Consider the following 21,994-nt stretch of genomic DNA (forward strand, 5'->3'; position numbering starts at 1 on the left):
AACAGCGCAGTGCCCTACCGTCCCGATTGCCTTTGCACATGGAGCTTTTATGAAATTTCTCGCACCGCTCGCCCTGCTGACCCTTTGCGGCGTAATGGCCGCCCCCGTGATGGCCGATGAAGATGCCCCGGGCCTGACCGGTTGCGCTGCTAAAAAGCAGGGCATCATGAACCAGATCGAACAAGCCAAATCCCGTGGCAATGCCGATCAGCAGGCCGGTCTGGAAACTGCACTGAATGAAGTGACCAAGAACTGCACCGACGCTGGCCTGAAGAAAGAACGCGAAAACAAAGTGCTCGAAGCCAAACACGAAGTGAGCCAGCGCCAGGCTGATCTCGACAAGGCGATGAAGAAAGGCGATCCGGAAAAGATCAACAAGCGCAAAGACAAACTCGCCGAGTCGCGCAAAGAACTGCAAGACGCCTTGGATGAAATCGATAAGTAATTGATGGCCTTGTGGCGAGGGGATTCATCCCCGATGGGCTGCGAAGCGGCCCCAAGTCCATTCAACTCCGCTGTAACAGACATACTTGGTTGAATGAATTTGCGACGGCTACGCCGCCGATCGGGGATAAATCCCCTCGCCACAGGGTTACTCAGCAGTTTTGAAGATCAATGATCCCGAAACTGTTTATGGCAAGCGCTGCAGGCGTCTTCAACCTTCTGCACCGCAGGCCCGAGGTTGCTGGCCTTATACGGCTGAACCTGGCTGGCGATCACCAATTCACCGGTGGCCGCTTCCAGCTTGCGGGCCATTCCCTGAAACTGCGCCTGTTTTTGCCAGACATCGTCCTTGGCGCTGGTGTGATCTTCTTCGCGCACCTGCGGGAAATGCTTCCACGGCTCATGGGACAGCGCATCGAGTTTGACCGCGCCTTCGGCAAATTTCGGCCCGTCGAACGGAATGCGTCCGCGCAACATGCCACCGAGGTCTTCGCCGGTTTTGAGCATTTGTTTGAAGATTGCCTTGCGTTGACCCAGTGGAGAGTTCGGATCGACACCGCCACAGGCGGACAAGGTCAGACAGGCCAGCAATACAACAGAAAGTCTTTTAAGAGTCATGGTGGCTTCAGGTCACGGAATCGGCGGCCAGTATCCCCGCGTCACCGACAAACACCAATAGCCCTATTAAAATTAAGGGTTGTCTGAACGCATGGAGCATTCGGGCGACCGGCACAGGAATTACTCCATGAACAGCCGCTTCAAGGCCTGGCGTCACCCACTGATCGCAACCCTTCCGCTGCTGGCGATCCTCGCCGGCTGCACCGGTGGTGAGACTGCCAAGCCGAAAACCCACGCACTGGCCACTTACTCCAGCGCCACGTGGGAAGCACTGCCGGTTGTGTCCGACAGCGATCTGCTGGCAGGTTTCGGTTCGTGGCGCAGCGCCTGCACCCGGCTCAAGGCTGATACGGTCTGGGGCCCGACCTGCGCAGCAGCGGCCACTGTGCCGCAGAGCGCCGACGAGATTCGCGCGTTTCTCAAACAGAACCTCGATGTCTTCGGCCTGCGCGCTGAAAACGACAACCCCAACGGCTTGATCACCGGTTACTACGAACCGGTCTACCCCGGCAGCCTGACTCCAACCGACGTAGCGAATGTCCCGGTGTACGGCGTGCCCGAAGACATGATCATCGTCTCGCTCGACAGCATCTATCCGGAATTGAAGGGCAAACGCCTGCGCGGTCGTCTCGAAGGTCGCGTGCTCAAACCTTACGACGACGCCGCGACCATCGAAGCCAAAGGTGTGAAAGCCCCCGTGGTGGCCTACCTCACCGATCCAATGAACCTGCAATTCCTGCAAATTCAGGGTTCCGGGCGCATCCAGACTCAGGACGGCAAACAGCTGCGCATCGCCTATGCCGACCAGAACGGTCATCCGTACCGACCGATTGGTCGTTGGCTGGTCGAGCAAGGCGAGCTGAAGAAAGAAGACGTGACCATGAGCGCGATCAGCAATTGGGCCAAGGCCAACCCGTCGCGCATCCCGGAATTGCTGGGCAGCAACCCGAGCTACGTGTTCTTCACCCGCAACCCGGACAGCAACGAAGGCCCGCGCGGTTCGCTGAACGTACCGCTAACGGCTGGCTATAGCGCGGCGGTGGATCGCAAGGTGATTCCATTGGGCAGTCTGTTGTGGCTGTCGACCACGCGCCCGGATGGCACCGCATTGGTTCGCCCGGTCGCCGCGCAGGATACCGGCGGCGCGATTGCTGGCGAGGTGCGTGCGGATTTGTTCTGGGGCACGGGTGATGCAGCCGGGCAACTGGCCGGGGACATGAAACAGCAGGGGCAAATCTGGATGCTCTGGCCAAAAGGCGCGCCGCTGCCGCAAGTCCCGCAGGTGGCTGATACAGAGAAGAAGTAAGCCCTGAGATTATCGATGGCTGTTAGATAGCCTTCGCGAGCAAGCCCGCTCCCACATGGATAGGTATTCCAACTGTGGGAGCGGGCTTGCTCGCGAAGAGGCCATCAGCCACACCCGATAATCAGACCGATACAAAGAAGAACGAAGCAATCAACCCCATCCCCACAAACCACACCAGCGAGCGCAAGATCGCCCAGTCGGCCAGATAGCAAATGATGTACAGCAGGCGACTGGTGATAAACATCACCGCCAGCACATTCACCGTCACCAACTGCGCCGTCCCCACCAGATGCGCGACGAGCACCGCCGCGGCAAACGCCGGCATCACTTCAAAGCTGTTCAATTGCGCCGCATGCGCCCGCCGAGCCACACCATTCAGGCTTTCGAGAAAGTCGCGCGGATCATGATTGTCACTCAGCCGATAGCCGCCAACAGCCTTGGCCACACCGGTGCAGACATACGGCAAAAATATCGCGATCAACACACACCACAGAGCCACCGTCATAACGCCGTCCTTTTTTCGAGTTATAGAATTCGCGGGCTGTCAGAACTTCATGATCAGCATGCCAATCAGCACCAGCCCACAGGCTAAGAGCCGCGGTCGGCCAAAAGGTTCTTTGAGGTAGCGCATACCGAACAGCACCACCAGGATCACGCTGATCTCACGCAACGCCGCCGCTTCGGCAATCGAGCCCAATTGCATCGCCCACAGCACCAGAGCGTAGCTGGCCAATACGCAGAAGCCCACCGCCAGACCGAGCTTCCATTGCTCGCGCCAGAACAGCATGAACGCCGGACGCTTGGCGACCCACGCCAGCAACGGAAACGGCCAGGCGCTGAGCAGCGTGACCCAGACCAGATAATCCAGCGGATGCGACCAGCGCCGCAGCGCCTGGCCATCGATGTAGGTGTAACAACCGATGCACAGGCCAATCAGCGCCACCACGGGCAGCATCGACCACGGCAAGTGCTTGCCACCACCGCCCTGCCAAAGCAGGCAGGCCATGCCCACCGGAATCAGCATGATCCCGAAGATCTGCTGGGTGGTGAGCACCTCACCGGCGAAGATAAGGGTCAGCGCCAGTACCACCAGCGGCGACAGTCCGCGCATCAGGGGATAGACCAGCCCCAGATCGCCCACCCGATACGCTTGAATCAACAAATAGCGATAGAGCAGTTCAAACGCCGCCGACGCCAGAATCCATGGCCAGATTTCCATGGGCGGCAGGCTCACAAACGGAAACGCGATGGCGACGACCAGCAGCGCCACGGTGTCCATGCACGCCACCACCAGCAGCCGCTCGGCGCTGAATTTGATCAACGTATTCCACGTCGCATGCAACAGCGCCGCCATCAATACCAAAGCTGTCGCCAGCACGTCTTACTCCTTATTTTTATAATTCCCGTGTAGGAGCTGCCGCAGGCTGCGATCTTTTGATCCTGATTTTTCAGAGCAAGATCAAAAGATCGCAGCCTTCGGCAGCTCCTACAGTGAAAATCGATAATTCGAATAGTCAGATTATTGATTCGCGATGTGTCAGCAGCTGTTTATACTGCAAGCGACCACGCCGCACTCAGTTGCGCACAGAAAAATTCCAATAATTCCCGCCTGCACCGCCTCTCTCCGAGAACGGTCGATGGCCTGCGTACGCCTGATCACAGCGTCAAGACTACCGACAGAGACCTTGCGCATGCCACTCGCTTTGCTTGCCCTCGCTGTTGCCGCATTCGGCATCGGCACCACTGAATTCGTCATCATGGGCCTGCTGCCCGACGTCGCCCGCGACCTCGCCGTGAGCATTCCCCACGCTGGTTTGTTGATCACCGGGTACGCGCTGGGCGTGGTTTTCGGCGCGCCGATCCTGGCGATCGGCACCGCCAACATGCCGCGCAAAGCGACGCTGCTGGGCATGACGCTGATGTTCATCCTCGGCAACATCCTCTGCGCCCTTGCCCCGAACTACGCGACGCTGATGGCTGCACGCGTGGTCACGGCGCTGTGCCACGGTGCGTTTTTCGGCATTGGCTCGGTGGTCGCCGCCGGGCTCGTTGCGCCGAACAAACGTGCGCAAGCAATTGCGATGATGTTCACCGGCCTGACTTTGGCCAACGTCCTCGGCGTGCCATTGGGCACAGCGCTCGGCCAGTACGCCGGGTGGCGATCGACGTTCTGGGCGGTGTCGGTGATCGGCGTCATCGCCGCCCTCGCGCAGTGGTTCTGGCTGCCGAAACACATCCCGATGGACAAGGCCAACCTCGCCAGCGAGTTCAAAGTGCTGGGTAAGGTCAATGTGCTGCTGGCACTGGGCATGAGTGTGCTGGCCTCGACCAGTCTGTTCAGCGTGTTCACCTACATCGCGCCGATCCTGCAGGACATTACCGGCGTCAGCCCGCATGGCGTGACCGTGATGTTGCTGTTGTTTGGCGTGGGCTTGACCGGCGGCAGCATGCTCGGTGGACGTCTGGCCGATAGCCGTTTGCTGCCTTCGCTGGTCGGTGTGGCGCTGGCGGTTGTGGTGATTCTGGCGGCGTTCAGTCAGACCAGCCGTTCGGTGGTACCGGCGGCGATCACGCTGGTGCTGTGGGGGATATTCGCTTTCGCGCTGTGCCCGATTTTGCAGTTGCTGATTATTGATCAGGCGCATGAAGCACCGAATCTGGGTTCGACGCTGAACCAGAGCGCATTCAATCTGGGTAACGCGGCGGGTGCATGGATTGGCGGGCTGGTGGTGGCCAGCGGTGCGGATCTGGCGGATCTGCCGTGGACGGGGGCGCTGGTCGGCGGGTTGACAGTGCTGACGGCGCTTTTGTTTATTTATCTGCAACGTCGGGGTGCGGTTGCGGTCAATGTGTCCGGCTAGCCCTCACCCTAACCCTCTCCCGGAGGGAGAGGGGACTGACCGAGGTGAATGTGCGAGTTACGCCGACCTGAAACTTCGAGTCGAACTCAGGATTTGAATTCGACCAAGATCGGCTCCTTCTCCCTCCGGGAGAGGGCTGGGGTGAGGGAAGCTTGTGCCCTCAGCCACTGTCACCCCATCAAACCCTTGCGCCCAAGTATGGCCGCACCTCAAAAACCCCTCCATCCAAAGGACCCCGGATGCTTGAACTTGTCGCCGCTTTCATCTGCCTCACCACCCTCCTCACCTTCGTCAACTTCCGCTTCATCGGACTGCCGCCGACCATCGGCGTGATGGTCACCGCGCTGCTGTTCTCGCTGATCCTGCAAGGCCTGAGCGTACTCGGCTATCCCGGTCTTGAAGAACGCGTGCAGCAACTGATCGGCCAGATCGACTTCGGCGATCTGCTGATGAACTGGATGCTCTCGTTCCTGCTGTTCGCCGGCGCCTTGCACGTCAACCTCAACGACTTGCGCAGCTACCGCTGGCCGATTGGCCTGCTGGCGACCTTCGGTGTGTTGATCGCCACCACGGTGATCGGCAGCCTCGCCTTTTACATCTTTGCCCTGTTCGGCTGGCACGTGAGTTTCCTTTACTGCCTGCTGTTCGGCGCGCTGATTTCGCCCACCGACCCGATCGCGGTGCTCGGCGTGTTGCGTACCGCCAACGCCTCGAAACCACTGAAAACCACCATCGTCGGCGAGTCGCTGTTCAACGACGGCACGGCGGTTGTGGTGTTCACCGTGTTGCTCGGCATCGCCCAACTCGGCGAAACCCCGACCGTCAGCGCCACGGCCATGCTGTTCGTTCACGAAGCGATTGGCGGTGTGCTGTTCGGCGGGCTGATCGGTTACCTGGTCTATCGGATGATCAAAAGCATCGAGCAGCACCAGATCACTGTGATGCTGACGCTGGCGCTGGTCATCGGCGGTTCGGCGATGGCCACCGAGATTCATGTGTCAGCGCCGATCGCGATGGTGGTCGCCGGTCTGATCATCGGCAACGTCGGGCGCAATTTGGCGATGAACGAAATGACTCGTCGTTATCTCGACGGTTTCTGGGAATTGCTCGATGACATGCTCAACGCGCTGCTGTTCGCGCTGATCGGCATGGAGCTGTTGCTGCTGCCGTTCAACTGGTTGCACATGGCCGCAGCCGGTGTGTTGGCGGTGGCGATTCTGTTGTCGCGTCTGCTCACCGTCGCGCCGGCGATTCTGCTGCTACGGCGCTGGCGCACAGTGCCCGCCGGCACCATCCGCATTCTGACCTGGGGTGGTTTGCGCGGCGGTGTTTCGGTGGCACTGGCGCTGGCCCTGCCGCTGGGGCCGGAGCGCGATTTGCTGCTGAGCATCACCTACATTGTGGTGCTGTCGTCGATCCTGCTGCAGGGCCTGACCATCGGCAAACTGGTCAAGCATGCGACGCGCAATGAGCCGAAAGCGGCGACTGAATCTGCGCACTGACGCATCACTGTGGCGCCGTCTCGCGGGCAGTGCTCAGCACTGCCTCAACCTGCCCGGCAGCGTATAACAGATGACTGTCGGCTCTGAACGCGCCAATCATTTGCAGGCCAATGGGCAACGCCCCGGTCTTGCGGACGAGAGGAAGGTTGATTTGCGGTAAGCCAAACGCCATCCAGAACTTGCTGAAATCGGAAGGCCCCGTCGCGCCAAGTCCCAACGGCGCGACGATACCGCAGCTCGCACCCAGCACCGCGTCGAACGGTTGGAATATCAGCTCCAACACCGCGGCTAACGTTGCCAGGCGCTTCTTCGCCGCTGACTCTTGCGCCCACGTCGTCAGACGGGCGCGCTCGATCATCGCCAGTAATTCCTCGCTGAGTTGGTCAGGGTGCGCTTGCAGCTCTTTGGCCAGTGATCGGGCGCCCTCGCAATCGTTGATCAACAGATGATCATCGAATACCGATGCAAACGCCTCAGGCAGCACCACCTCAATGACTTGATGGCCCGCCAGTCGCAAATCCTCAACCGCGGCTTCCAGTGCTGTGGCTACCTCTTCATCAACCTGATCCCAACGCGCCGTACGACAGAAGCCGAACGTGCAAACGCTCTGTTGATGAGCAAGCGTCGGGAGACCGGGGATCAAGACTTGCGCCATCAGCTCGAGATCGCGCACCGAGCGGCCATACCAACCCACCGTGTCGAAACTCGGCGCCAATGGCTTGACCCCTTCCAGCGAAACCAGCCCGTACGAAGGTTTGAACGCATACAGACCGCAGTAGGATGCTGGCTTGATCAACGACCCGGCGGTCTGCGTGCCCAACGCGAGCGGAAAAAATCCGGCCGCCATCCCCGCTGCCGAGCCTGCACTGGAGCTTCCGGGTGTTCTGTCGAGATCATGCGGATTGCGAGTTGGCCCGGTGTGCATATAAGCGAATTCGGTGGTGTGGGTCTTGCCCATGATCACCGCCCCGGCCTGGCGCAGCAGTGCGACGACATGGGCATCACGCGAAGGACGATTGTGCTCATAGATCGGCGAGTAGAAACGGGTTGGATGATCCACGGTGTCATAGATGTCCTTGACCCCCACCGGCACACCCGCCAGCAGGCCTTTCGCGTGACCGTTCTGCAGTTGGCGAGCCTGGCGCCGTACCCCTTCCGGGTCGAACGAAACAAACGCTTTTATGATGGGCTCGCGCGTATCGACGCATTCAAGAAAATGCTCGGCAACGGTCTCCGCATTCACAACAGCGGAGCGCACGCTTTCGGCAATGGCGGTGGCATCAGCCTGATCAAAATTGCGCATAAACACCCTGCAAGTCAGTGAAGCCCTTTATCTCAATCGGATTTCCGGCAGGATCCAGAAAAAACATCGTGGCTTGCTCACCGGGCTCTCCGGGAAAACGAATGTGCGGATGAAGCACAAATTGCACCTGGCCTTCGATCAAGCGTTCCTTCAACGCAACCCAGTCCGACATCTCAAGGATCACGCCGAGATGGGGCATCGGCACGTCATGCTCGCCGACTTTCCCGGTGTTGCTGACCGCAAAGGGTTCGCCCAAGTGCAACGACAATTGATGGCCGAAAAAATCGAAATCGACCCACGTCTCGGTACTGCGACCTTCTTTACACCCCAGCAAACCTCCATAAAAATCGCGGGAAACCTGCAAATCGCGGACGTGCATAGCGAGATGAAAAATCGACTGCATATAGAACTCCTGACGATCACCGGACGATGGAAACAGCGGAATGCTTGAAGACTGTGCGGTTTAGATCAAAAGAGATAGCCTGTAATTCTTACCGCCATCGAAAGCATTTCTTATGGACACGCGATATTTAAAGAGCCTGATCACCGTCGTCGAATGCGGCTCGATCGCCCATGCTGCGCGAATTGAAGGACTGACGGCCGCCGCAATCAGTCAGCGCATTCTCGCGCTCGAACGGCAGCTCGGTTTTGAGCTGTTATCCCGCGTCGGGCATGCCGCCAAGCCGAGTCAGGCCTGTCTCGGTTTGTTGCCCAGAGCCAGACGAATCGTTCGCGAAGTTGCCTTATTGGCGGGAGACGCTGACGGCGCAGGGCTGACCGGACAGTTGCGAATCGGCGCGATTTCCACGGTTCTGACCGGGCTGATGCCGGAAGCATTGCGCGCGCTGACCGTGTCGGCGCCGGGTTTGACGCCGGTGATCGTGCCGGGAACATCGCGATCGCTGTATCAGGCACTTCTTTCAGGCGAGGTGGACGCGGCGATCCTCGTCGCTCCGCCGTTCGAATTGCCCAAAGCCCTGCAAGCGGTGTCCTTGCGCAAGGAACCGCTGGTGTTTCTGTCGAAAGAAAAGTCCTCGAATAGCGTCCCTGCGCAACTCATGAGCCAGCCTTACATCCGCTACGACCCCGACGCCTGGGGCGGCCGCTATGCCGAGCAATATCTGGCGGATCAAGGATTGAAGCCGACACCGATGGTCGATCTGGATGCGCTGGAGACCATTGCCATGCTGGTGACGGGCGGCATGGGTGTGAGCCTCGTGCCCTATTGGTCCGGTTTTGAGCAATGGGGCCATCAATGCGCAGTGAGCCAGATTGGCAATGATCGCTATGACCGCGAGATCGCGCTGATCAGCTCGGCCCAAACCGATCGGCCAAACATGATCAGCGCTTTGTGCGCGGCACTTTCAACGAACACGCCTCATCGCTCGGAATCCTCTTTCGAGTCGCCTTGATCCTCATCAGGGCCGCTGGATTTCGGCGTCCCGCTCTCACTGCGAATCTGCGCGTGGCTGATCAACGCGAAAATGAAACTGCCACCGATGATATTCCCCGCCAGCGTCGGCCCGGCGAAGACCATCCAGAAATCACTCCACGGCAATTCGCCGGCAAACACCAGGTATGAGACTTCCGCCGAACCGACGACGATGTGGGTGAAATCGCCAAGCGCCATCAGGTAGGTGATGAGGATGATGATCCACATCTTCGCGCTCTCCATAGACGGGATCATCCAGACCATGGTGGCAATCATCCAGCCGGACACGATGCCTTTGGCGAACATCTGGCTGGCGTGGTTTTCCATGACCTTGCGGCCGATTTCGAGGAAAGCGTGATCGGTCTTGGTGTCGAAGATCGGCAGCTCAAGCATCACGTACGCCACCAGAATCGTGCCGCAGAGGTTGCCGACCAGCACCACCGTCCACAGACGAATCAGCCGGCCGAAGTTTTGAAGGGTCGGTTTGGTCATGACCGGCAGCACGGCGGTCAGGGTATTTTCGGTGAACAGTTGCTGGCGGGCGAGGATCACCGCGAGGAAACCGGCGCAGTAGCCGAAACTGGCGATCACTTTGAATTCGTCACCGTCGGGCAGGCGCGAGTTGAGCAGGCCCATGCCCATCAGCGAAAGGCCCATGGTCAACCCGGCCGCCAGCGCCGACCACCAGAGTGCGGCGATGCTGCGCTCCAGCTCCTGATCGCCTTGCGAGCGAATGATTTCATGCAGAACGGCCGCGCGGGGCGGCTGGTTTTTCTCGACTTCGTGCTGTTCTTTGGCCGAGAGATCGGGGGTCTTGCCGTCGGTAGGGGTGGTCATGGCGTGGGAACCGTGGGGGTGGTGTTTAGCTACGACCCTCGCGGCTTGGAATACGTTCTGTAGGTGCCACGCAAATCCTGCGTCGGACATGTAGGAGCTGCCGAAGGCTGCGATCTTTTGATTTTGATTTTTTAGAAACAAGATCAAAAGATCGCAGCCTGCGGCAGCTCCTACGGGGCTCGCATTACTCGCTGACTAACTCATCTTCCTGGAACTGGTCTTTGACGTATTTGATTTCGGTGCGGCCGTGCGGTGCCGGCAAGCCGTCTTCGCCGAGGTTCACGAAAACCATCTTCTCAACGGTGAGAATGCTCTTGCGGGTGATCTTGTTGCGCACTTCGCAGGTCAGGGTGATCGAAGTGCGACCGAACTCGGTGGCGGTGATGCCCAGTTCGATGATGTCGCCCTGACGCGAGGCGCTGACGAAGTTGATTTCGGAAATGTACTTGGTCACCACGCGCTGATTGCCCAACTGCACGATGGCGTAAATCGCCGCTTCTTCGTCGATCCAGCGCAGCAGGCTGCCGCCGAACAGGGTGCCGTTAGGGTTGAGGTCTTCGGGTTTTACCCATTTGCGGGTGTGGAAATTCATCTTCACTCCTGAGTGTCTTGCCGAACGATGGGCGGTATCTTGTCAGACTGAGCGGTCATGCTCCATGCGGCTTCGACTATGGTCGCCATTAGCGATCTTCATTTGGCCGACAGAAACCCTTTGGAAGATAAGTCTAGACGGCTATAATCGCCACCGTTTCAAAACGGTCATCTTCAATTGATACCGTTTTCCCGCCACCTGTCCGAGGGGCGCTGCAGCAGGTTTAACCTGTCAGGCTCGGATGGGGCGTTGACCGGCCTGAGGCTGGACACTAAACGCACAACGGCGCCCATTCGCATACATTACGAATGGAGGCTCTTCATGAGCGCTGTTATCACGCCTGCAGATTTTAACGATTACAAAGTTGCCGACATGTCCCTGGCTGCCTGGGGCCGTCGCGAAACCATCATCGCCGAATCGGAAATGCCGGCTCTGATGGGTCTGCGTCGCAAGTACTCCGGCGAACAGCCGTTGAAAGGCGCCAAGATCCTCGGCTGCATCCACATGACCATTCAGACTGCCGTGCTGATCGAAACCCTGGTTGCCCTGGGTGCCGAAGTACGCTGGTCGTCGTGCAACATTTTCTCGACTCAGGATCAGGCTGCTGCCGCTATCGCTGCTGCCGGCATCCCGGTTTTCGCCTGGAAAGGCGAAACTGAAGAAGAGTACGAGTGGTGCCTGGAACAAACCATCCTGAAGGATGGCGCGCCATGGGACGCCAACATGATCCTCGACGACGGCGGCGACCTGACTCAGCTGCTGCACGACAAGTACCCACAAGTACTGGATCGCGTACACGGCGTGACCGAAGAAACCACCACCGGCGTACACCGTCTGCTGGACATGCTGGCCAAGGGCGAACTGCGCATCCCGGCCATCAACGTCAACGACTCGGTAACCAAGTCCAAGAACGACAACAAGTACGGCTGCCGTCACAGCCTGAACGATGCGATCAAGCGCGGTACCGATCACCTGCTGTCCGGCAAGCAAGCGCTGGTCATCGGTTACGGTGACGTGGGCAAGGGTTCGGCTCAGTCCCTGCGTCAGGAAGGCATGATCGTCAAGGTTTCCGAAGTTGACCCGATCTGCGCCATGCAAGCGTGCATGGACGGTTTCGAACTGGTGTCGCCGTTCATCGACGGTATCAACGACGGTTCCGAAGCGAGCATCGACAAAGCACTGCTGGGCAAGATCGACCTGATCGTGACCACCACCGGTAACGTCAATGTCTGCGACTCGAACATGCTCAAAGCTCTGAAGAAGCGCGCCGTTGTCTGCAACATCGGTCACTTCGACAACGAAATCGACACCGCTTTCATGCGCAAGAACTGGGCATGGGAAGAAGTGAAGCCACAGGTACACAAGATTCACCGTACCGGCCCGGGCGCTTTCGACGCGCAGAACGACGACTACCTGATCCTGCTGGCCGAAGGCCGTCTGGTGAACCTGGGTAACGCCACTGGCCACCCAAGCCGCATCATGGACGGTTCGTTCGCCAACCAGGTTCTGGCGCAGATCTTCCTGTTCGACCAGAAGTACGCCGACCTGTCGCCAGCCCAGAAAGCCGAGCGTCTGACCGTTGAAGTACTGCCGAAGAAACTCGACGAAGAAGTGGCCCTGGAAATGGTTCGCGGCTTCGGCGGCGTGGTCACTCAACTGACCAAGCAACAGGCTGACTACATCGGCGTGACCGTCGAAGGCCCGTTCAAGCCGCACGCTTACCGCTACTGATTGGCTGAGCGTCGACGCGGTGTGCCTGGCGCACCGCGCTGCCTGACTGGCGCTGCTGACCGCTCTGTGTAGGAGCTGCCGCAGGCTGCGATCTGTTGATCTGCAAAGATCGCAGCCTGCGGCAGCTCCTACAGGGTGCAGCGTCCGGCTTACGTGTTTCCAAGGGTATGACCATGTCCCAAGACCGTCGCTACAGCTTCGAGTTCTTCCCGACCAAGACCGATGCTGGGCATGAAAAACTGCTCGCCACTGCCCGTCAGTTGGCCACTTACAACCCTGATTTCTTTTCCTGCACCTATGGCGCTGGTGGTTCGACCCGTGATCGCACCCTCAACACCGTTCTGCAACTGGAAAGCGAAGTCAAAGTACCGGCCGCACCGCACCTGTCGTGCGTCGGCGACAGCAAGGACGACCTGCGCGGCCTGCTGAACGAGTACAAGGCTGCCGGCATCAAGCGCATCGTCGCCCTGCGTGGTGACCTGCCGTCCGGCATGGGCATGACCAGCGGTGAGCTGCGTCACGCCAATGAACTGGTTGAATTCATTCGTGAAGAAACCGGCGATCATTTCCACATCGAAGTCGCTGCGTACCCGGAGATGCATCCGCAAGCACGCAACTACGAAGACGATCTGGCCAACTTCGTGCGCAAAGCCAAGGCTGGCGCCGACAGCGCGATCACCCAGTACTTCTTCAACGCCGACAGCTACTTCTATTTTGTCGACCGTTTGCAGGCACAGGGTGTCGATCTGCCGATCGTCCCGGGGATCATGCCGATCACCAACTACAGCAAACTCGCACGCTTCTCCGACGCCTGCGGTGCGGAAATTCCGCGCTGGATCCGCAAGCAACTGGAAGCCTACGGCGATGACACGCAAAGCATTCAGCGCTTTGGCGAGCAAGTCGTCAGCGAGATGTGCGAACGCCTGTTGCAGGGCGGCGCACCGGGGCTGCACTTCTATTCCATGAACCAGGCTGAACCGAGTCTGGCGATCTGGAATAACCTGAAGTTGCCGCGCTAAGTTTCAAAGAAAGATCAAAAGATCGCAGCCTTCGGCAGCTCCTACACAGGGTGATTAATACCAATGTAGGAGCTGCCGTGGGCTGCGATCTTTTGCTTTTAAACGCCCGAAACAGAGCATCTGCTGCCACCTTCTGGCTCTTTCGCGTTTCTCGTCGTAATCTCAAGCCATGCCCTTGATCACACAGTTATTCGCCGTGCTGGTTTTTGCTTGCCTGAGCTTCGCTGCTCGAGGCGAGAAGTTGCGTATTGTCACCGAGCCGTGGGCGCCTTACGTCTACGAAGAGAACGGCAAAAACCTCGGGCTCGACTACGAAACTACCGCCATTGTCTTCAAACGACTGGGCATCGAAGTCGAATGGCAGTTCCTGCCATGGAAGCGTTGCCTGTCGATGCTCGAAACCGGTCAGGCCGACGGTGCGCTGGATATCTTTCACAGCGATGAGCGCGACGCCACCCTGCTCTACCCGAGCGAACCGTTGTCGGACGTCGAGTTCGTGATGTTCTACGCCAACGATCGACCGCACCCGTTCAGCACACTCGAAGAACTCAAAGGCCTGACCATTGGCACCTCGCCGGGCTATCTATATAGCCCCGATTTCAGCAGTTCGACTCTGTTTACTCGCGAACCGGCACCGACCCACGAAGCCAATTTCGGCAAACTGGTGCGTGGTCGTATCGACTTGCTGATCACCGATCGCCGCGTCGGCCAGCATTTGCTCGATGAGCTGGATATCCGCAATCAGATCACTGAAAACCCGACCGTGATTAGCCGCCAGAGCCAGTTTTTGGCCGTTCGGCGCAATGCTGGCATGGATTTACTGGTGCAGCGTTTCGGTGCCGAGCTCAAGCGTTTCAAGCGCGAACCGGCCTACGCCGAGCTAAGCGCGCGCTACGGCGCGGCCCCGTCCGATGTCGCGCCGCTGGGCAATGCCTCGGCCAGCCGCAAAACCGTTGAGCAGCAGGAAAGCAGCGCGCAGTGATTGCTCTGTTATACTCCGGCGTTCCCGCCAGGCTCACGCCCGGACGCCCGGAACCGTAAAAGGCCTCTCGACCCGCTACAGCGCAGCTTCCCAGCCCGCGCGAGCACTCCAGACGTGCCTTCGGAACCGCAGCAGGACCGGACGGGATTGCGTCCTCTTAAACGTGATTCGCGCCAGGCAAGACTCCCATTGGGCCAAGCCCTAACTAAAACAGGATTACTCATGTCCTTTGCTTCCCTCGGTCTCTCCGAGGCTTTAGTCCGCGCCATCGAAGATGCGGGCTATACCGAGCCTACTCCGGTGCAACAGCGGGCCATTCCCGCCGTGTTGCAAGGTCGCGACCTGATGGTGGCGGCTCAGACAGGTACCGGTAAAACCGGCGGTTTCGCCCTTCCGATCCTGGAGCGGTTGTTCCCCAACGGTCACCCGGACAAATCCCAGCGTCATGGCCCGCGCCAACCGCGCGTACTGGTCCTGACCCCGACCCGCGAACTCGCGGCCCAGGTACACGAGAGCTTCAAGATCTACGCCCGTGACCTGAAATTCGTCAGCGCCTGCATCTTCGGCGGCGTCGGCATGAACCCACAGGTTCAGGCCATGTCCCGTGGCGTTGACGTGCTCGTTGCTTGCCCGGGTCGTTTGCTCGACCTCTGCGGCCAAGGCAGTGTTGACCTGTCCCACGTGGAAATCCTCGTCCTCGACGAAGCCGACCGCATGCTCGACATGGGCTTCGTCCACGACGTGAAGAAAGTCCTCGCGCGTCTGCCGTCCAAGCGTCAGAACCTGCTGTTCTCGGCGACGTTCTCCAAGGACATCACCGACCTCGCCGGCAAGCTGCTGCACAACCCGGAACGCATCGAAGTGACGCCGCCGAACACCACGGTCGAGCGCATCGAACAACGCGTCTTCCGTCTGCCGGCCAGCCACAAGCGTGCGCTGCTGGCGCACCTGATCACCGCCGGCGCGTGGGAACAGGTGCTGGTCTTCACCCGCACCAAGCACGGCGCCAACCGTCTGGCCGAATACCTGGACAAACACGGCCTGCCGGCTGTGGCGATCCACGGTAACAAGAGCCAGAACGCGCGCACCAAAGCGCTGGCCGACTTCAAGGCCAACCAGGTACGCATTCTGGTTGCGACCGACATCGCCGCACGCGGTCTGGACATCGATCAGTTGCCACACGTGGTCAACTTCGAACTGCCGAACGTCGATGAAGATTACGTACACCGTATCGGCCGTACTGGCCGTGCCGGTCGTTCGGGCGAGGCGATTTCGCTGGTCGCGCCGGACGAAGAAAAACTGCTGAAAAGCATCGAACGCATGACCAAGCAGAAAATCGCCGACGGCGACCTGATGGGCTTCGATTCGAGCACCATTGAAGCCGAGAAGCCGGAAGTGCGTGAGCGTCCGGACGTGCGTAACCCGCGCAATCCACGTGGCCCACGCGGCGACGGGCCGAATGGCGGCGGCGGTGGCGGCGGTCGTAAAGACAAAGGCAAAGACAAGGGCAAAGAGAAGCCGGCCGGTGAACGTGGCGAGCGTCCTGCGCGTCAGCAGAAACCGCGCGAAGGCACCCCGGCCCGCGAACAGCGTCCAAGCCAGCCGCCACGTGCGGCAGCTGATCGTGCGCCGGACGAGTTCCTCGATGACGATGTGGATAACTTCGGTAACCGCGTTGACTACGTGCCCAAGCCGGCTCCGGCTGGCGGTCGCGGCCGTCGTCCAGGCGCACCGGCTCAAGGTGCAGGCGCAGGTTCGGGCGCACCTCGTGGCGGTCAGCCACAAGGTCGCCAGAACGGCCCGCGCAACAGCAACGGTTCGAGCACCGGCACCCCACCGGCCAAACGCAGCGGCCCGCGCAACGGCGCACCGCGTGATGGTCAGCCGGCGCGTCGCGATGACGCTTCGTCGTCGCGCAACCGCCGTCCAGCCCGTGACGATCAGCCACGCAGCGAGCCAGCCGTGCAAAACCCGCGCAGCACTGGCCCGAAGATCATGCACAAGGAGTCGAAAGCCGACCGCTTCCCGACGCCTGAGCAGCTCGATCAACTGCCAAGCCGCCCACGTGGCGAAAAACCAGCCTTGCTGACCCGCAATCGCTGAGTTAACGCTGCACTGAAAAATGCCCCGCCTCGAAAGAGCCGGGGCATTTTTTATGGACGACCCAAACCCGCTGCCTGTAGGAGCTGCCGAAGGCTGCGATCTTTTGATCTTGATCTGCAAAAAGCCAGGATCAAAAGATCGCAGCCTTCGGCAGCTCCTACAGGGGGAATTGTGTTGTGGCGGGCAATAAAAAACGCCCCCGGCCTTTCAACCGGGGGCGTTTTTGTGTGGCAGGGGGAAAGTTACTTAACTTTCACGCCTTCCAGCGAGATGTCCAGATCCGCAGTTTGCGAGGTAGGACCTGGGCCCTTGATCCCGAAATCGTTCAGGTTCAGGGTGGTGGTGGCGTTGAAGCCAGCACGCTCGCCGCCCCATGGATCCTTGCCTTCGCCGTTGAACGTGGCCTTGAAGGTCACAGGCTTGGTCACGCCGTGCAGAGTCAGGTCGCCGGTCACGTCAGCAGTCTTTTCGCCGGTCGATTTAACGGCGGTAGAAACGAACTTGGCGTCAGCAAACTTGCCAACATCGAGGAAGTCTTTGCTGGCGATATGCTTGTCACGCTCAGCGTGATTCGACCACAGGCTGGCGGTTTTCACATCAACGGAGATCTTGCTGGCTTCAGGCTTGGCCGAATCCCACGAGAAGGTACCGTCGAAATCTTTGAAGGTACCGTGGATGAAGCTGTAACCCAGGTGGCTGATTTTCCAATCAACGAAGGCGTGCTGGCCTTCCTTGTCGATTTTGTAGTCCGCTGCCATGGCCTGAGCCGAGAGCAGTGCAGAACCGATTGCCAGAGCGGCCAGAGTCTTTTTCAACATGCTTTCTTTTCCTTTGAGTCGAGGTTGAATTTCAGGCTTTGCGACCGAGCATTCGCGTCAGGGTCACATCACGATCGATAAAGTGGTGCTTCAAAGCTGCCAACGCATGGAGACCGGAAAAAATTACCAGTATCCACGCCAGCCACAGGTGAATCACCCCAGCGGTATCTGCCTGATCCGGTAGCCCGGAAAGCAGTGCAGGAACTTCAAACAGGCCAAACACCGGGATCCCGACACCGTCTGCGGTGGAAATCAGGTAACCGGCAATCATCACAGCGAACAGCGCGAGATACAGAAACCCGTGGCCGAACTTGGCGCCGAGACGGGTCATGCGGCTGTAGCTTTGCAGCGTCGGCGGCGGTGGGCTGATAAAGCGCCACAGCACCCGTAACACCATCACGGCCAGCAACACCAGGCCGATGCTCTTGTGCAGATCCGGCGCCTCTTTGCGCCAGCTGCTGTAGTAATCCAGCCCGACCATCCACAGACCCAGCGCAAACAATCCGAAGACCACCAGCGCCACGCCCCAGTGCATGAAGATGCTGACCCAACCGTAGCGCGAAGAAGAGTTACGTAGCTGCATTGCCCAAATCCTGTGAGAACTGCGAACCAAGACTAGCGAGTTATCTATCGAATTAAAGCGGAAAATTTCGCTTTGAAATATCGAGAAATACGATCAAGAGTCTGTAAGTGGCGTGTTAAGGAAAGATTAACGGGGAAAGTGTGGCGGGATGTTGTTTCTAAGCAATGGAATCGGGTTGCCTGCGCCGGCCCCTTCGCGAGCAAGCCCGCTCCCACAGGTGATCGCATTCTTACCGGAAGTACTCGGTCAAAATGTGGGAGCGGGCTTGCTCGCGAAAGCGGTCTTACAGGCAAAAAAAAGCGCGGCATAAACGCCGCGCTTCTTCATTCACCGCAAGGCTTACTGCGCCTTGGTCTCGGTCGTTGCAGCAGGCTTGGCCGCTGGCTTCTTCGCCGGTTCAGCCTTCTTTGCCGCCGGTTTCGCCGCAGGCTTTTTCGCTTCGGTTTTAGCCGCCGGTTTCTTCGCCGCAGGCTTGGCCGCCGCTTTCTTCGCTGGCTCAGCCTTCACCGGTGCCGCAGGCTTCGGTGCTTCCACCGGAGCTGGCGCAACTGCAGGAGTCGGCGCAGGTGCTGGTGCTACCGGAGCAGGAGCCGGCTCTGGCGCCTTCACAGGCTCAGGCTTCTTCTCGTCATCCGAACCGCCGAACAGGTTGCTGAAGAAGTTGCCCTTCTTCGCCGCCACGGCACCCGCCGCCGCTGCTGCAGCCGGCACCACTTTCACTGGCTCAAAGGATTTGCCCGCCGCCAGATCTTCAACCTGACTGGCCGCACGCTGACCGGTGCGCAGTGCGCCTTCCAGCGTGCCCGGGTACAAGGTGTCGGTGTGTTCGCCAGCGAACGCTACGCGTTGCAGCGGACGTTCCCACAGGCGCCAGAACTTGCTGATCTGGCCCGGGCCGTAAGCCAGGTAAGCGCCGCCCATCGACGGGTCGGTGCTGTAGCGGCGGATTTCATAACCGGTGAACGAGCCACGGGCCTGTGGATAAAACGCGTGCAGACGGATCAGCACCTGATCGACCATCTGCTTGTCGCCGAACGCCTGCATCACGCGGGCATTGTCGCCGGACAGGTTGATCACCACGTTGGCGCCGCCCTTCAGCGCAGGCTCGATCCAGAGCATGCCGAGACCGGTGTTGCTGTAGATCTCGCCGGACATGCGCGCCTTCGGTTCCCACACTGGCGTCTTGAACTTCAACATGATCTGGTCGCGCCAGCCGTAGTTGGTGCCTTTGATCGCGGCCATGTGCTGGGCGTCCAGCGCCGGCGTCAGGGCAATCTTGTTCAGCGCACGCAGCGGCACGGCCAACACGACGTAGTCCGCCTGATAACCAACGCTGCCGACTTTGACGGTCACGCCGTCCTTGTCCTGAACGATCGCCGATACCGGCGAGTTGGTCTTGATGGTTTTGATCTGTTTGACGAACGCCTGCGCCAGCACCTGGCTGCCGCCGACCAGACGCGAAGCACGCAGGTCACGGTCGGAAACGCCGCGATAAACGCGGTTCTGCTGCGCGAAGTACAGCAGCGACAGACGCGAAGGTTCGTCGTAGTGAGTGCGGATGTCCTGGTTGATCAACTGCCGCGCAGTGGCCGGCAGGTTCTGCCGGTCGAGCCAGCTTGCCACGGTGATCTGGTCCAGCGCGTGCAGGGTGTTGGTCGCGGCCGGGTTCTGCGGATCATCGATCGAACGCGCCAGGTCATCGACGGTTTTTTCGTAACGCTTGATCGCTTCGGCGGTGGCCGGTTGCTTGGTTGCCATATCAGCAGCGGAGAAATACTCGCCGTCGATCAGATAACTCGGCGTACGCACGAATTCCGGCGCGGGCGTGGTGCCCAGCTTGAACGTCGACACGTACTTGTTCAGCACCGGCTGCGTCTTGTCGTTGCCGATCCACTCGCTGGTGGCCATGCCCGAGCGCCCGCCCATGCTCGGTTTGGCTTCCAGCAGCGTGACCTGCCAGCCCTTGTTTTGCAGTTCGTAAGCGGCGGTCAGACCCGACAGGCCGCCGCCGATCACGATTGCAGTTTTATCCTTGGCCAGCGCCGTAACGCTGAACAGCCCCAACATCACCAGCGCACAGGCGCGCAGCCAACCGACAGACATTCAGCGAACTCCGGAAATACCACAGAAAAAAGCAGTTGTGCGGGTCAGACGACCCAAAGAACCGCGAAGAATACGTTAGCCATCAAAACGCCGCCAGCGACGTCTATCGGCTCATACAAAGTAGCTCAATCGACACAATGGGTTGTCCCCGCGCGACGCATTGCATAGGCTTGCGCGATTGTTTGCCCGCGCCTGACGCGAGCCGCCTCGAGGAGACTGTAAATGGGCCTGAATAACCAGTGGATGCAACGCGACCTCGCGGTGTTGTGGCATCCCTGCACCCAGATGAAAGACCACGAACAGCTGCCGCTGATCCCGATCAAGCGCGGTGAAGGCGTCTGGCTCGAAGACTTCGAAGGCAAGCGCTACCTCGATGCGGTCAGCTCGTGGTGGGTCAACGTATTCGGCCACGCCAACCCGCGGATCAACCAGCGCATCAAGGATCAGGTCGATCAGCTGGAGCATGTGATTCTGGCCGGTTTCAGCCATCAACCGGTGATCGAGCTGTCCGAGCGACTGGTGAAGATGACGCCGGAAGGCCTGAATCGGGTGTTCTACGCCGATAACGGTTCGTCCTGCATCGAAGTCGCGCTGAAAATGAGCTTTCACTACTGGCTCAATCGCGGCCAACCGAACAAAAAGCGCTTCGTCACCCTGACCAACAGCTACCACGGCGAAACCATGGCGGCGATGGCGGTCGGCGACGTGCCGCTGTTCACCGAAACCTACAAAGCGCTGCTAATGGACACCATCAAAGTGCCGAGCCCGGATTGCTACGGGCGCCCCGACGGCATGAGCTGGGAAAAACATTCGCGCAACATGTTTGCGGCCATGGAACAGACCCTGGCAGAAAATCATGACAGCGTCGCGGCAGTGATCGTCGAGCCGTTGATTCAGGGCGCTGGCGGCATGCGCATGTATCACCCGGTGTATCTCAAGCTGCTGCGTGAGTCCTGCGATCGCTACGGCGTGCATTTGATCCTCGACGAAATCGCCGTTGGTTTCGGTCGCACCGGGACAATGTTTGCCTGTGAACAGGCCGGCATTCGTCCGGACTTCCTCTGCCTGTCGAAAGCCCTGACCGGAGGCTATCTGCCGCTGGCGGCGTGCTTGACCACCGATGAGGTCTACAGCGCGTTTTACGACGACTATCCAACCTTGCGCGCCTTCCTCCATTCGCACAGCTACACCGGCAACCCGCTGGCGTGCGCGGCGGCACTGGCGACGCTGGATATCTTCGAGCACGACAACGTCATCGAGAACAACAAGGCCCTCGCGCAGCGTATGGCCTCGGCCACGGCGCATCTGGTCGATCACCCGAACGTCTCCGAAGTGCGCCAGACCGGCATGGTGCTGGCCATCGAGATGGTCAAGGATAAAGCCACCAAAGAGGCCTACCCTTGGCAGGAGCGTCGTGGTTTGAAAGTGTTCCAGCATGCGCTGGAGCGCGGCGCGTTGCTGCGACCGCTGGGCAGCGTGGTGTATTTCCTGCCGCCGTACGTGATCACCCCGGAGCAGATCGACTTCCTCGCCGAAGTCGCCAGCGAAGGCATCGACATTGCTACGCGTGACAGCGTCAGCGTGGCCGTGCCAAAAGACTTCCACCCCGGCTTCCGCGATCCGGGCTGATCCGGTTTACTCGCTCGTTCCCACGCTCCGCGTGGGAATGCAGCCCGGGACGCTCCGCGTCCCAAAGCGGACGCAGAGCGTCCATTGAGGCATTCCCACGCAGAGCGTGGGAACGATCTAATCTGAGAGAC

Annotated in this window: 20 protein-coding genes and 1 riboswitch; of the genes, 10 read left to right on the forward strand and 10 right to left on the reverse strand. The window is 59.6% G+C overall.

What is annotated here, in order from left to right; genetic code table 11:
- The first annotated feature begins 49 nt into the window (after positions 1 to 49).
- Positions 50 to 445, forward strand: a complete 396-nt coding sequence (locus GVL50_RS04035) for a DUF1090 domain-containing protein (protein WP_159811855.1) — start codon at positions 50 to 52, stop codon at positions 443 to 445.
- 167 nt (positions 446 to 612) lie between these two features.
- Here GVL50_RS04035 and GVL50_RS04040 read toward each other — a convergent pair whose 3' ends face one another.
- A complete protein-coding gene (locus GVL50_RS04040) occupies positions 613 to 1,062 on the reverse strand; it encodes a cytochrome c (protein WP_159811856.1) in 450 nt (149 codons plus the stop codon).
- A gap of 127 nt (positions 1,063 to 1,189) precedes the next feature.
- Between GVL50_RS04040 and GVL50_RS04045 the strand changes: the two genes are divergently transcribed.
- Positions 1,190 to 2,368, forward strand: a complete 1,179-nt coding sequence (locus GVL50_RS04045) for a murein transglycosylase A (protein ID WP_159811857.1) — start codon at positions 1,190 to 1,192, stop codon at positions 2,366 to 2,368.
- A gap of 121 nt (positions 2,369 to 2,489) precedes the next feature.
- Here GVL50_RS04045 and GVL50_RS04050 read toward each other — a convergent pair whose 3' ends face one another.
- Both GVL50_RS04050 and GVL50_RS04055 read right to left on the reverse strand, forming a co-directional pair.
- Positions 2,490 to 2,873: an MAPEG family protein gene (locus GVL50_RS04050; RefSeq protein ID WP_053124636.1), complete on the reverse strand. Its 384-nt coding sequence runs from the start codon at positions 2,871 to 2,873 to the stop codon at positions 2,490 to 2,492.
- Positions 2,874 to 2,912: 39 nt separating this feature from the next.
- Complete coding sequence (locus tag GVL50_RS04055; RefSeq protein ID WP_159811858.1) at positions 2,913 to 3,746, reverse strand: EamA family transporter; 834 nt, start codon at positions 3,744 to 3,746, stop codon at positions 2,913 to 2,915.
- Between the two features lie 313 nt (positions 3,747 to 4,059).
- Here GVL50_RS04055 and GVL50_RS04060 point away from each other — a divergent pair, with 313 nt between their 5' ends.
- The gene (locus GVL50_RS04060) at positions 4,060 to 5,229 is read left to right on the forward strand and encodes an MFS transporter (protein WP_159811859.1); all 1,170 of its coding nucleotides are present in this window, start codon (positions 4,060 to 4,062) and stop codon (positions 5,227 to 5,229) included.
- A gap of 239 nt (positions 5,230 to 5,468) precedes the next feature.
- Positions 5,469 to 6,731 carry a sodium:proton antiporter gene (locus GVL50_RS04065; protein WP_159811860.1) on the forward strand — a complete coding sequence of 421 codons (1,263 nt, stop codon included), beginning with the start codon at positions 5,469 to 5,471 and terminating at the stop codon, positions 6,729 to 6,731.
- 4 nt (positions 6,732 to 6,735) lie between these two features.
- Here the strand turns inward: GVL50_RS04065 and GVL50_RS04070 are convergent, their stop codons facing one another.
- Both GVL50_RS04070 and GVL50_RS04075 read right to left on the reverse strand, forming a co-directional pair.
- A complete protein-coding gene (locus tag GVL50_RS04070; protein ID WP_159811861.1) occupies positions 6,736 to 8,034 on the reverse strand; it encodes an amidase in 1,299 nt (432 codons plus the stop codon).
- Positions 8,021 to 8,437: a VOC family protein gene (locus GVL50_RS04075; protein WP_159811862.1), complete on the reverse strand. Its 417-nt coding sequence runs from the start codon at positions 8,435 to 8,437 to the stop codon at positions 8,021 to 8,023. Before GVL50_RS04075 ends, GVL50_RS04070 begins: the two co-directional genes overlap by 14 nt.
- A 112-nt stretch (positions 8,438 to 8,549) precedes the next feature.
- Between GVL50_RS04075 and GVL50_RS04080 the strand changes: the two genes are divergently transcribed.
- Positions 8,550 to 9,446: a LysR substrate-binding domain-containing protein gene (locus GVL50_RS04080; RefSeq protein WP_159811863.1), complete on the forward strand. Its 897-nt coding sequence runs from the start codon at positions 8,550 to 8,552 to the stop codon at positions 9,444 to 9,446.
- Here GVL50_RS04080 and GVL50_RS04085 read toward each other — a convergent pair.
- Together GVL50_RS04085 and GVL50_RS04090 are read right to left on the reverse strand one after the other, a co-directional pair.
- Positions 9,413 to 10,303, reverse strand: coding sequence for a formate/nitrite transporter family protein (locus GVL50_RS04085; protein WP_159811864.1), 891 nt, complete (start codon positions 10,301 to 10,303; stop codon positions 9,413 to 9,415). The genes GVL50_RS04080 and GVL50_RS04085 overlap by 34 nt on opposite strands.
- A 184-nt stretch (positions 10,304 to 10,487) precedes the next feature.
- Positions 10,488 to 10,895, reverse strand: coding sequence for an acyl-CoA thioesterase (locus tag GVL50_RS04090; protein ID WP_007913723.1), 408 nt, complete (start codon positions 10,893 to 10,895; stop codon positions 10,488 to 10,490).
- A gap of 198 nt (positions 10,896 to 11,093) precedes the next feature.
- A riboswitch (S-adenosyl-L-homocysteine riboswitch) is annotated at positions 11,094 to 11,193 on the forward strand.
- 23 nt (positions 11,194 to 11,216) lie between these two features.
- Here GVL50_RS04090 and ahcY point away from each other — a divergent pair.
- The 4 genes from ahcY (at position 11,217) to GVL50_RS04110 (ending at position 16,730) form a co-directional block, all read left to right on the forward strand.
- A complete protein-coding gene (ahcY, locus tag GVL50_RS04095) occupies positions 11,217 to 12,626 on the forward strand; it encodes an adenosylhomocysteinase (protein ID WP_159811865.1) in 1,410 nt (469 codons plus the stop codon).
- Positions 12,627 to 12,799: 173 nt separating this feature from the next.
- A complete protein-coding gene (metF, locus tag GVL50_RS04100) occupies positions 12,800 to 13,645 on the forward strand; it encodes a methylenetetrahydrofolate reductase [NAD(P)H] (RefSeq protein ID WP_053124662.1) in 846 nt (281 codons plus the stop codon).
- A gap of 169 nt (positions 13,646 to 13,814) precedes the next feature.
- Positions 13,815 to 14,627, forward strand: a complete 813-nt coding sequence (locus GVL50_RS04105; protein WP_159811866.1) for an ABC transporter substrate-binding protein — start codon at positions 13,815 to 13,817, stop codon at positions 14,625 to 14,627.
- 222 nt (positions 14,628 to 14,849) lie between these two features.
- Positions 14,850 to 16,730 (forward strand): DEAD/DEAH box helicase, encoded by a 1,881-nt coding sequence (locus tag GVL50_RS04110; RefSeq protein WP_053124657.1) that lies wholly within the window; start codon positions 14,850 to 14,852, stop codon positions 16,728 to 16,730.
- A gap of 242 nt (positions 16,731 to 16,972) precedes the next feature.
- Here GVL50_RS04110 and GVL50_RS04115 read toward each other — a convergent pair whose 3' ends face one another.
- The 3 genes from GVL50_RS04115 to GVL50_RS04125 form a co-directional block, all read right to left on the reverse strand.
- The gene (locus tag GVL50_RS04115; RefSeq protein WP_159811867.1) at positions 16,973 to 17,548 is read right to left on the reverse strand and encodes a YceI family protein; all 576 of its coding nucleotides are present in this window, start codon (positions 17,546 to 17,548) and stop codon (positions 16,973 to 16,975) included.
- A 31-nt stretch (positions 17,549 to 17,579) separates the two neighbouring features.
- Positions 17,580 to 18,131: a cytochrome b gene (locus GVL50_RS04120; protein ID WP_053124660.1), complete on the reverse strand. Its 552-nt coding sequence runs from the start codon at positions 18,129 to 18,131 to the stop codon at positions 17,580 to 17,582.
- Positions 18,132 to 18,470: 339 nt separating this feature from the next.
- Complete coding sequence (locus GVL50_RS04125) at positions 18,471 to 20,234, reverse strand: flavin monoamine oxidase family protein (RefSeq protein ID WP_159811868.1); 1,764 nt, start codon at positions 20,232 to 20,234, stop codon at positions 18,471 to 18,473.
- Positions 20,235 to 20,456: 222 nt separating this feature from the next.
- Between GVL50_RS04125 and GVL50_RS04130 the strand changes: the two genes are divergently transcribed.
- Positions 20,457 to 21,863, forward strand: coding sequence for an adenosylmethionine--8-amino-7-oxononanoate transaminase (locus GVL50_RS04130; protein ID WP_159811869.1), 1,407 nt, complete (start codon positions 20,457 to 20,459; stop codon positions 21,861 to 21,863).
- Positions 21,864 to 21,994 lie beyond the last annotated feature (131 nt).

The organism is Pseudomonas sp. 18058, assembly GCF_902706155.1.
Classification (GTDB): Bacteria; Pseudomonadota; Gammaproteobacteria; order Pseudomonadales; family Pseudomonadaceae; genus Aquipseudomonas; species Aquipseudomonas rustica.

What these genes read in the sequence shown, in the direction of transcription:
- GVL50_RS04035 (WP_159811855.1), top strand. Translation starts at nt 50, where the DNA reads ATGAAATTTCTCGCACCGCTCGCCCTGCTGACCCTTTGCGGCGTAATG.
- GVL50_RS04040 (WP_159811856.1), bottom strand. Translation starts at nt 1,062, where the DNA reads ATGACTCTTAAAAGACTTTCTGTTGTATTGCTGGCCTGTCTGACCTTG.
- GVL50_RS04045 (WP_159811857.1), top strand. Translation starts at nt 1,190, where the DNA reads ATGAACAGCCGCTTCAAGGCCTGGCGTCACCCACTGATCGCAACCCTT.
- GVL50_RS04050 (WP_053124636.1), bottom strand. Translation starts at nt 2,873, where the DNA reads ATGACGGTGGCTCTGTGGTGTGTGTTGATCGCGATATTTTTGCCGTAT.
- GVL50_RS04060 (WP_159811859.1), top strand. Translation starts at nt 4,060, where the DNA reads ATGCCACTCGCTTTGCTTGCCCTCGCTGTTGCCGCATTCGGCATCGGC.
- GVL50_RS04065 (WP_159811860.1), top strand. Translation starts at nt 5,469, where the DNA reads ATGCTTGAACTTGTCGCCGCTTTCATCTGCCTCACCACCCTCCTCACC.
- GVL50_RS04070 (WP_159811861.1), bottom strand. Translation starts at nt 8,034, where the DNA reads ATGCGCAATTTTGATCAGGCTGATGCCACCGCCATTGCCGAAAGCGTG.
- GVL50_RS04075 (WP_159811862.1), bottom strand. Translation starts at nt 8,437, where the DNA reads ATGCAGTCGATTTTTCATCTCGCTATGCACGTCCGCGATTTGCAGGTT.
- GVL50_RS04080 (WP_159811863.1), top strand. Translation starts at nt 8,550, where the DNA reads ATGGACACGCGATATTTAAAGAGCCTGATCACCGTCGTCGAATGCGGC.
- GVL50_RS04085 (WP_159811864.1), bottom strand. Translation starts at nt 10,303, where the DNA reads ATGACCACCCCTACCGACGGCAAGACCCCCGATCTCTCGGCCAAAGAA.
- GVL50_RS04090 (WP_007913723.1), bottom strand. Translation starts at nt 10,895, where the DNA reads ATGAATTTCCACACCCGCAAATGGGTAAAACCCGAAGACCTCAACCCT.
- ahcY (WP_159811865.1), top strand. Translation starts at nt 11,217, where the DNA reads ATGAGCGCTGTTATCACGCCTGCAGATTTTAACGATTACAAAGTTGCC.
- metF (WP_053124662.1), top strand. Translation starts at nt 12,800, where the DNA reads ATGTCCCAAGACCGTCGCTACAGCTTCGAGTTCTTCCCGACCAAGACC.
- GVL50_RS04105 (WP_159811866.1), top strand. Translation starts at nt 13,815, where the DNA reads ATGCCCTTGATCACACAGTTATTCGCCGTGCTGGTTTTTGCTTGCCTG.
- GVL50_RS04110 (WP_053124657.1), top strand. Translation starts at nt 14,850, where the DNA reads ATGTCCTTTGCTTCCCTCGGTCTCTCCGAGGCTTTAGTCCGCGCCATC.
- GVL50_RS04115 (WP_159811867.1), bottom strand. Translation starts at nt 17,548, where the DNA reads ATGTTGAAAAAGACTCTGGCCGCTCTGGCAATCGGTTCTGCACTGCTC.
- GVL50_RS04120 (WP_053124660.1), bottom strand. Translation starts at nt 18,131, where the DNA reads ATGCAGCTACGTAACTCTTCTTCGCGCTACGGTTGGGTCAGCATCTTC.
- GVL50_RS04125 (WP_159811868.1), bottom strand. Translation starts at nt 20,234, where the DNA reads ATGTCTGTCGGTTGGCTGCGCGCCTGTGCGCTGGTGATGTTGGGGCTG.
- GVL50_RS04130 (WP_159811869.1), top strand. Translation starts at nt 20,457, where the DNA reads ATGGGCCTGAATAACCAGTGGATGCAACGCGACCTCGCGGTGTTGTGG.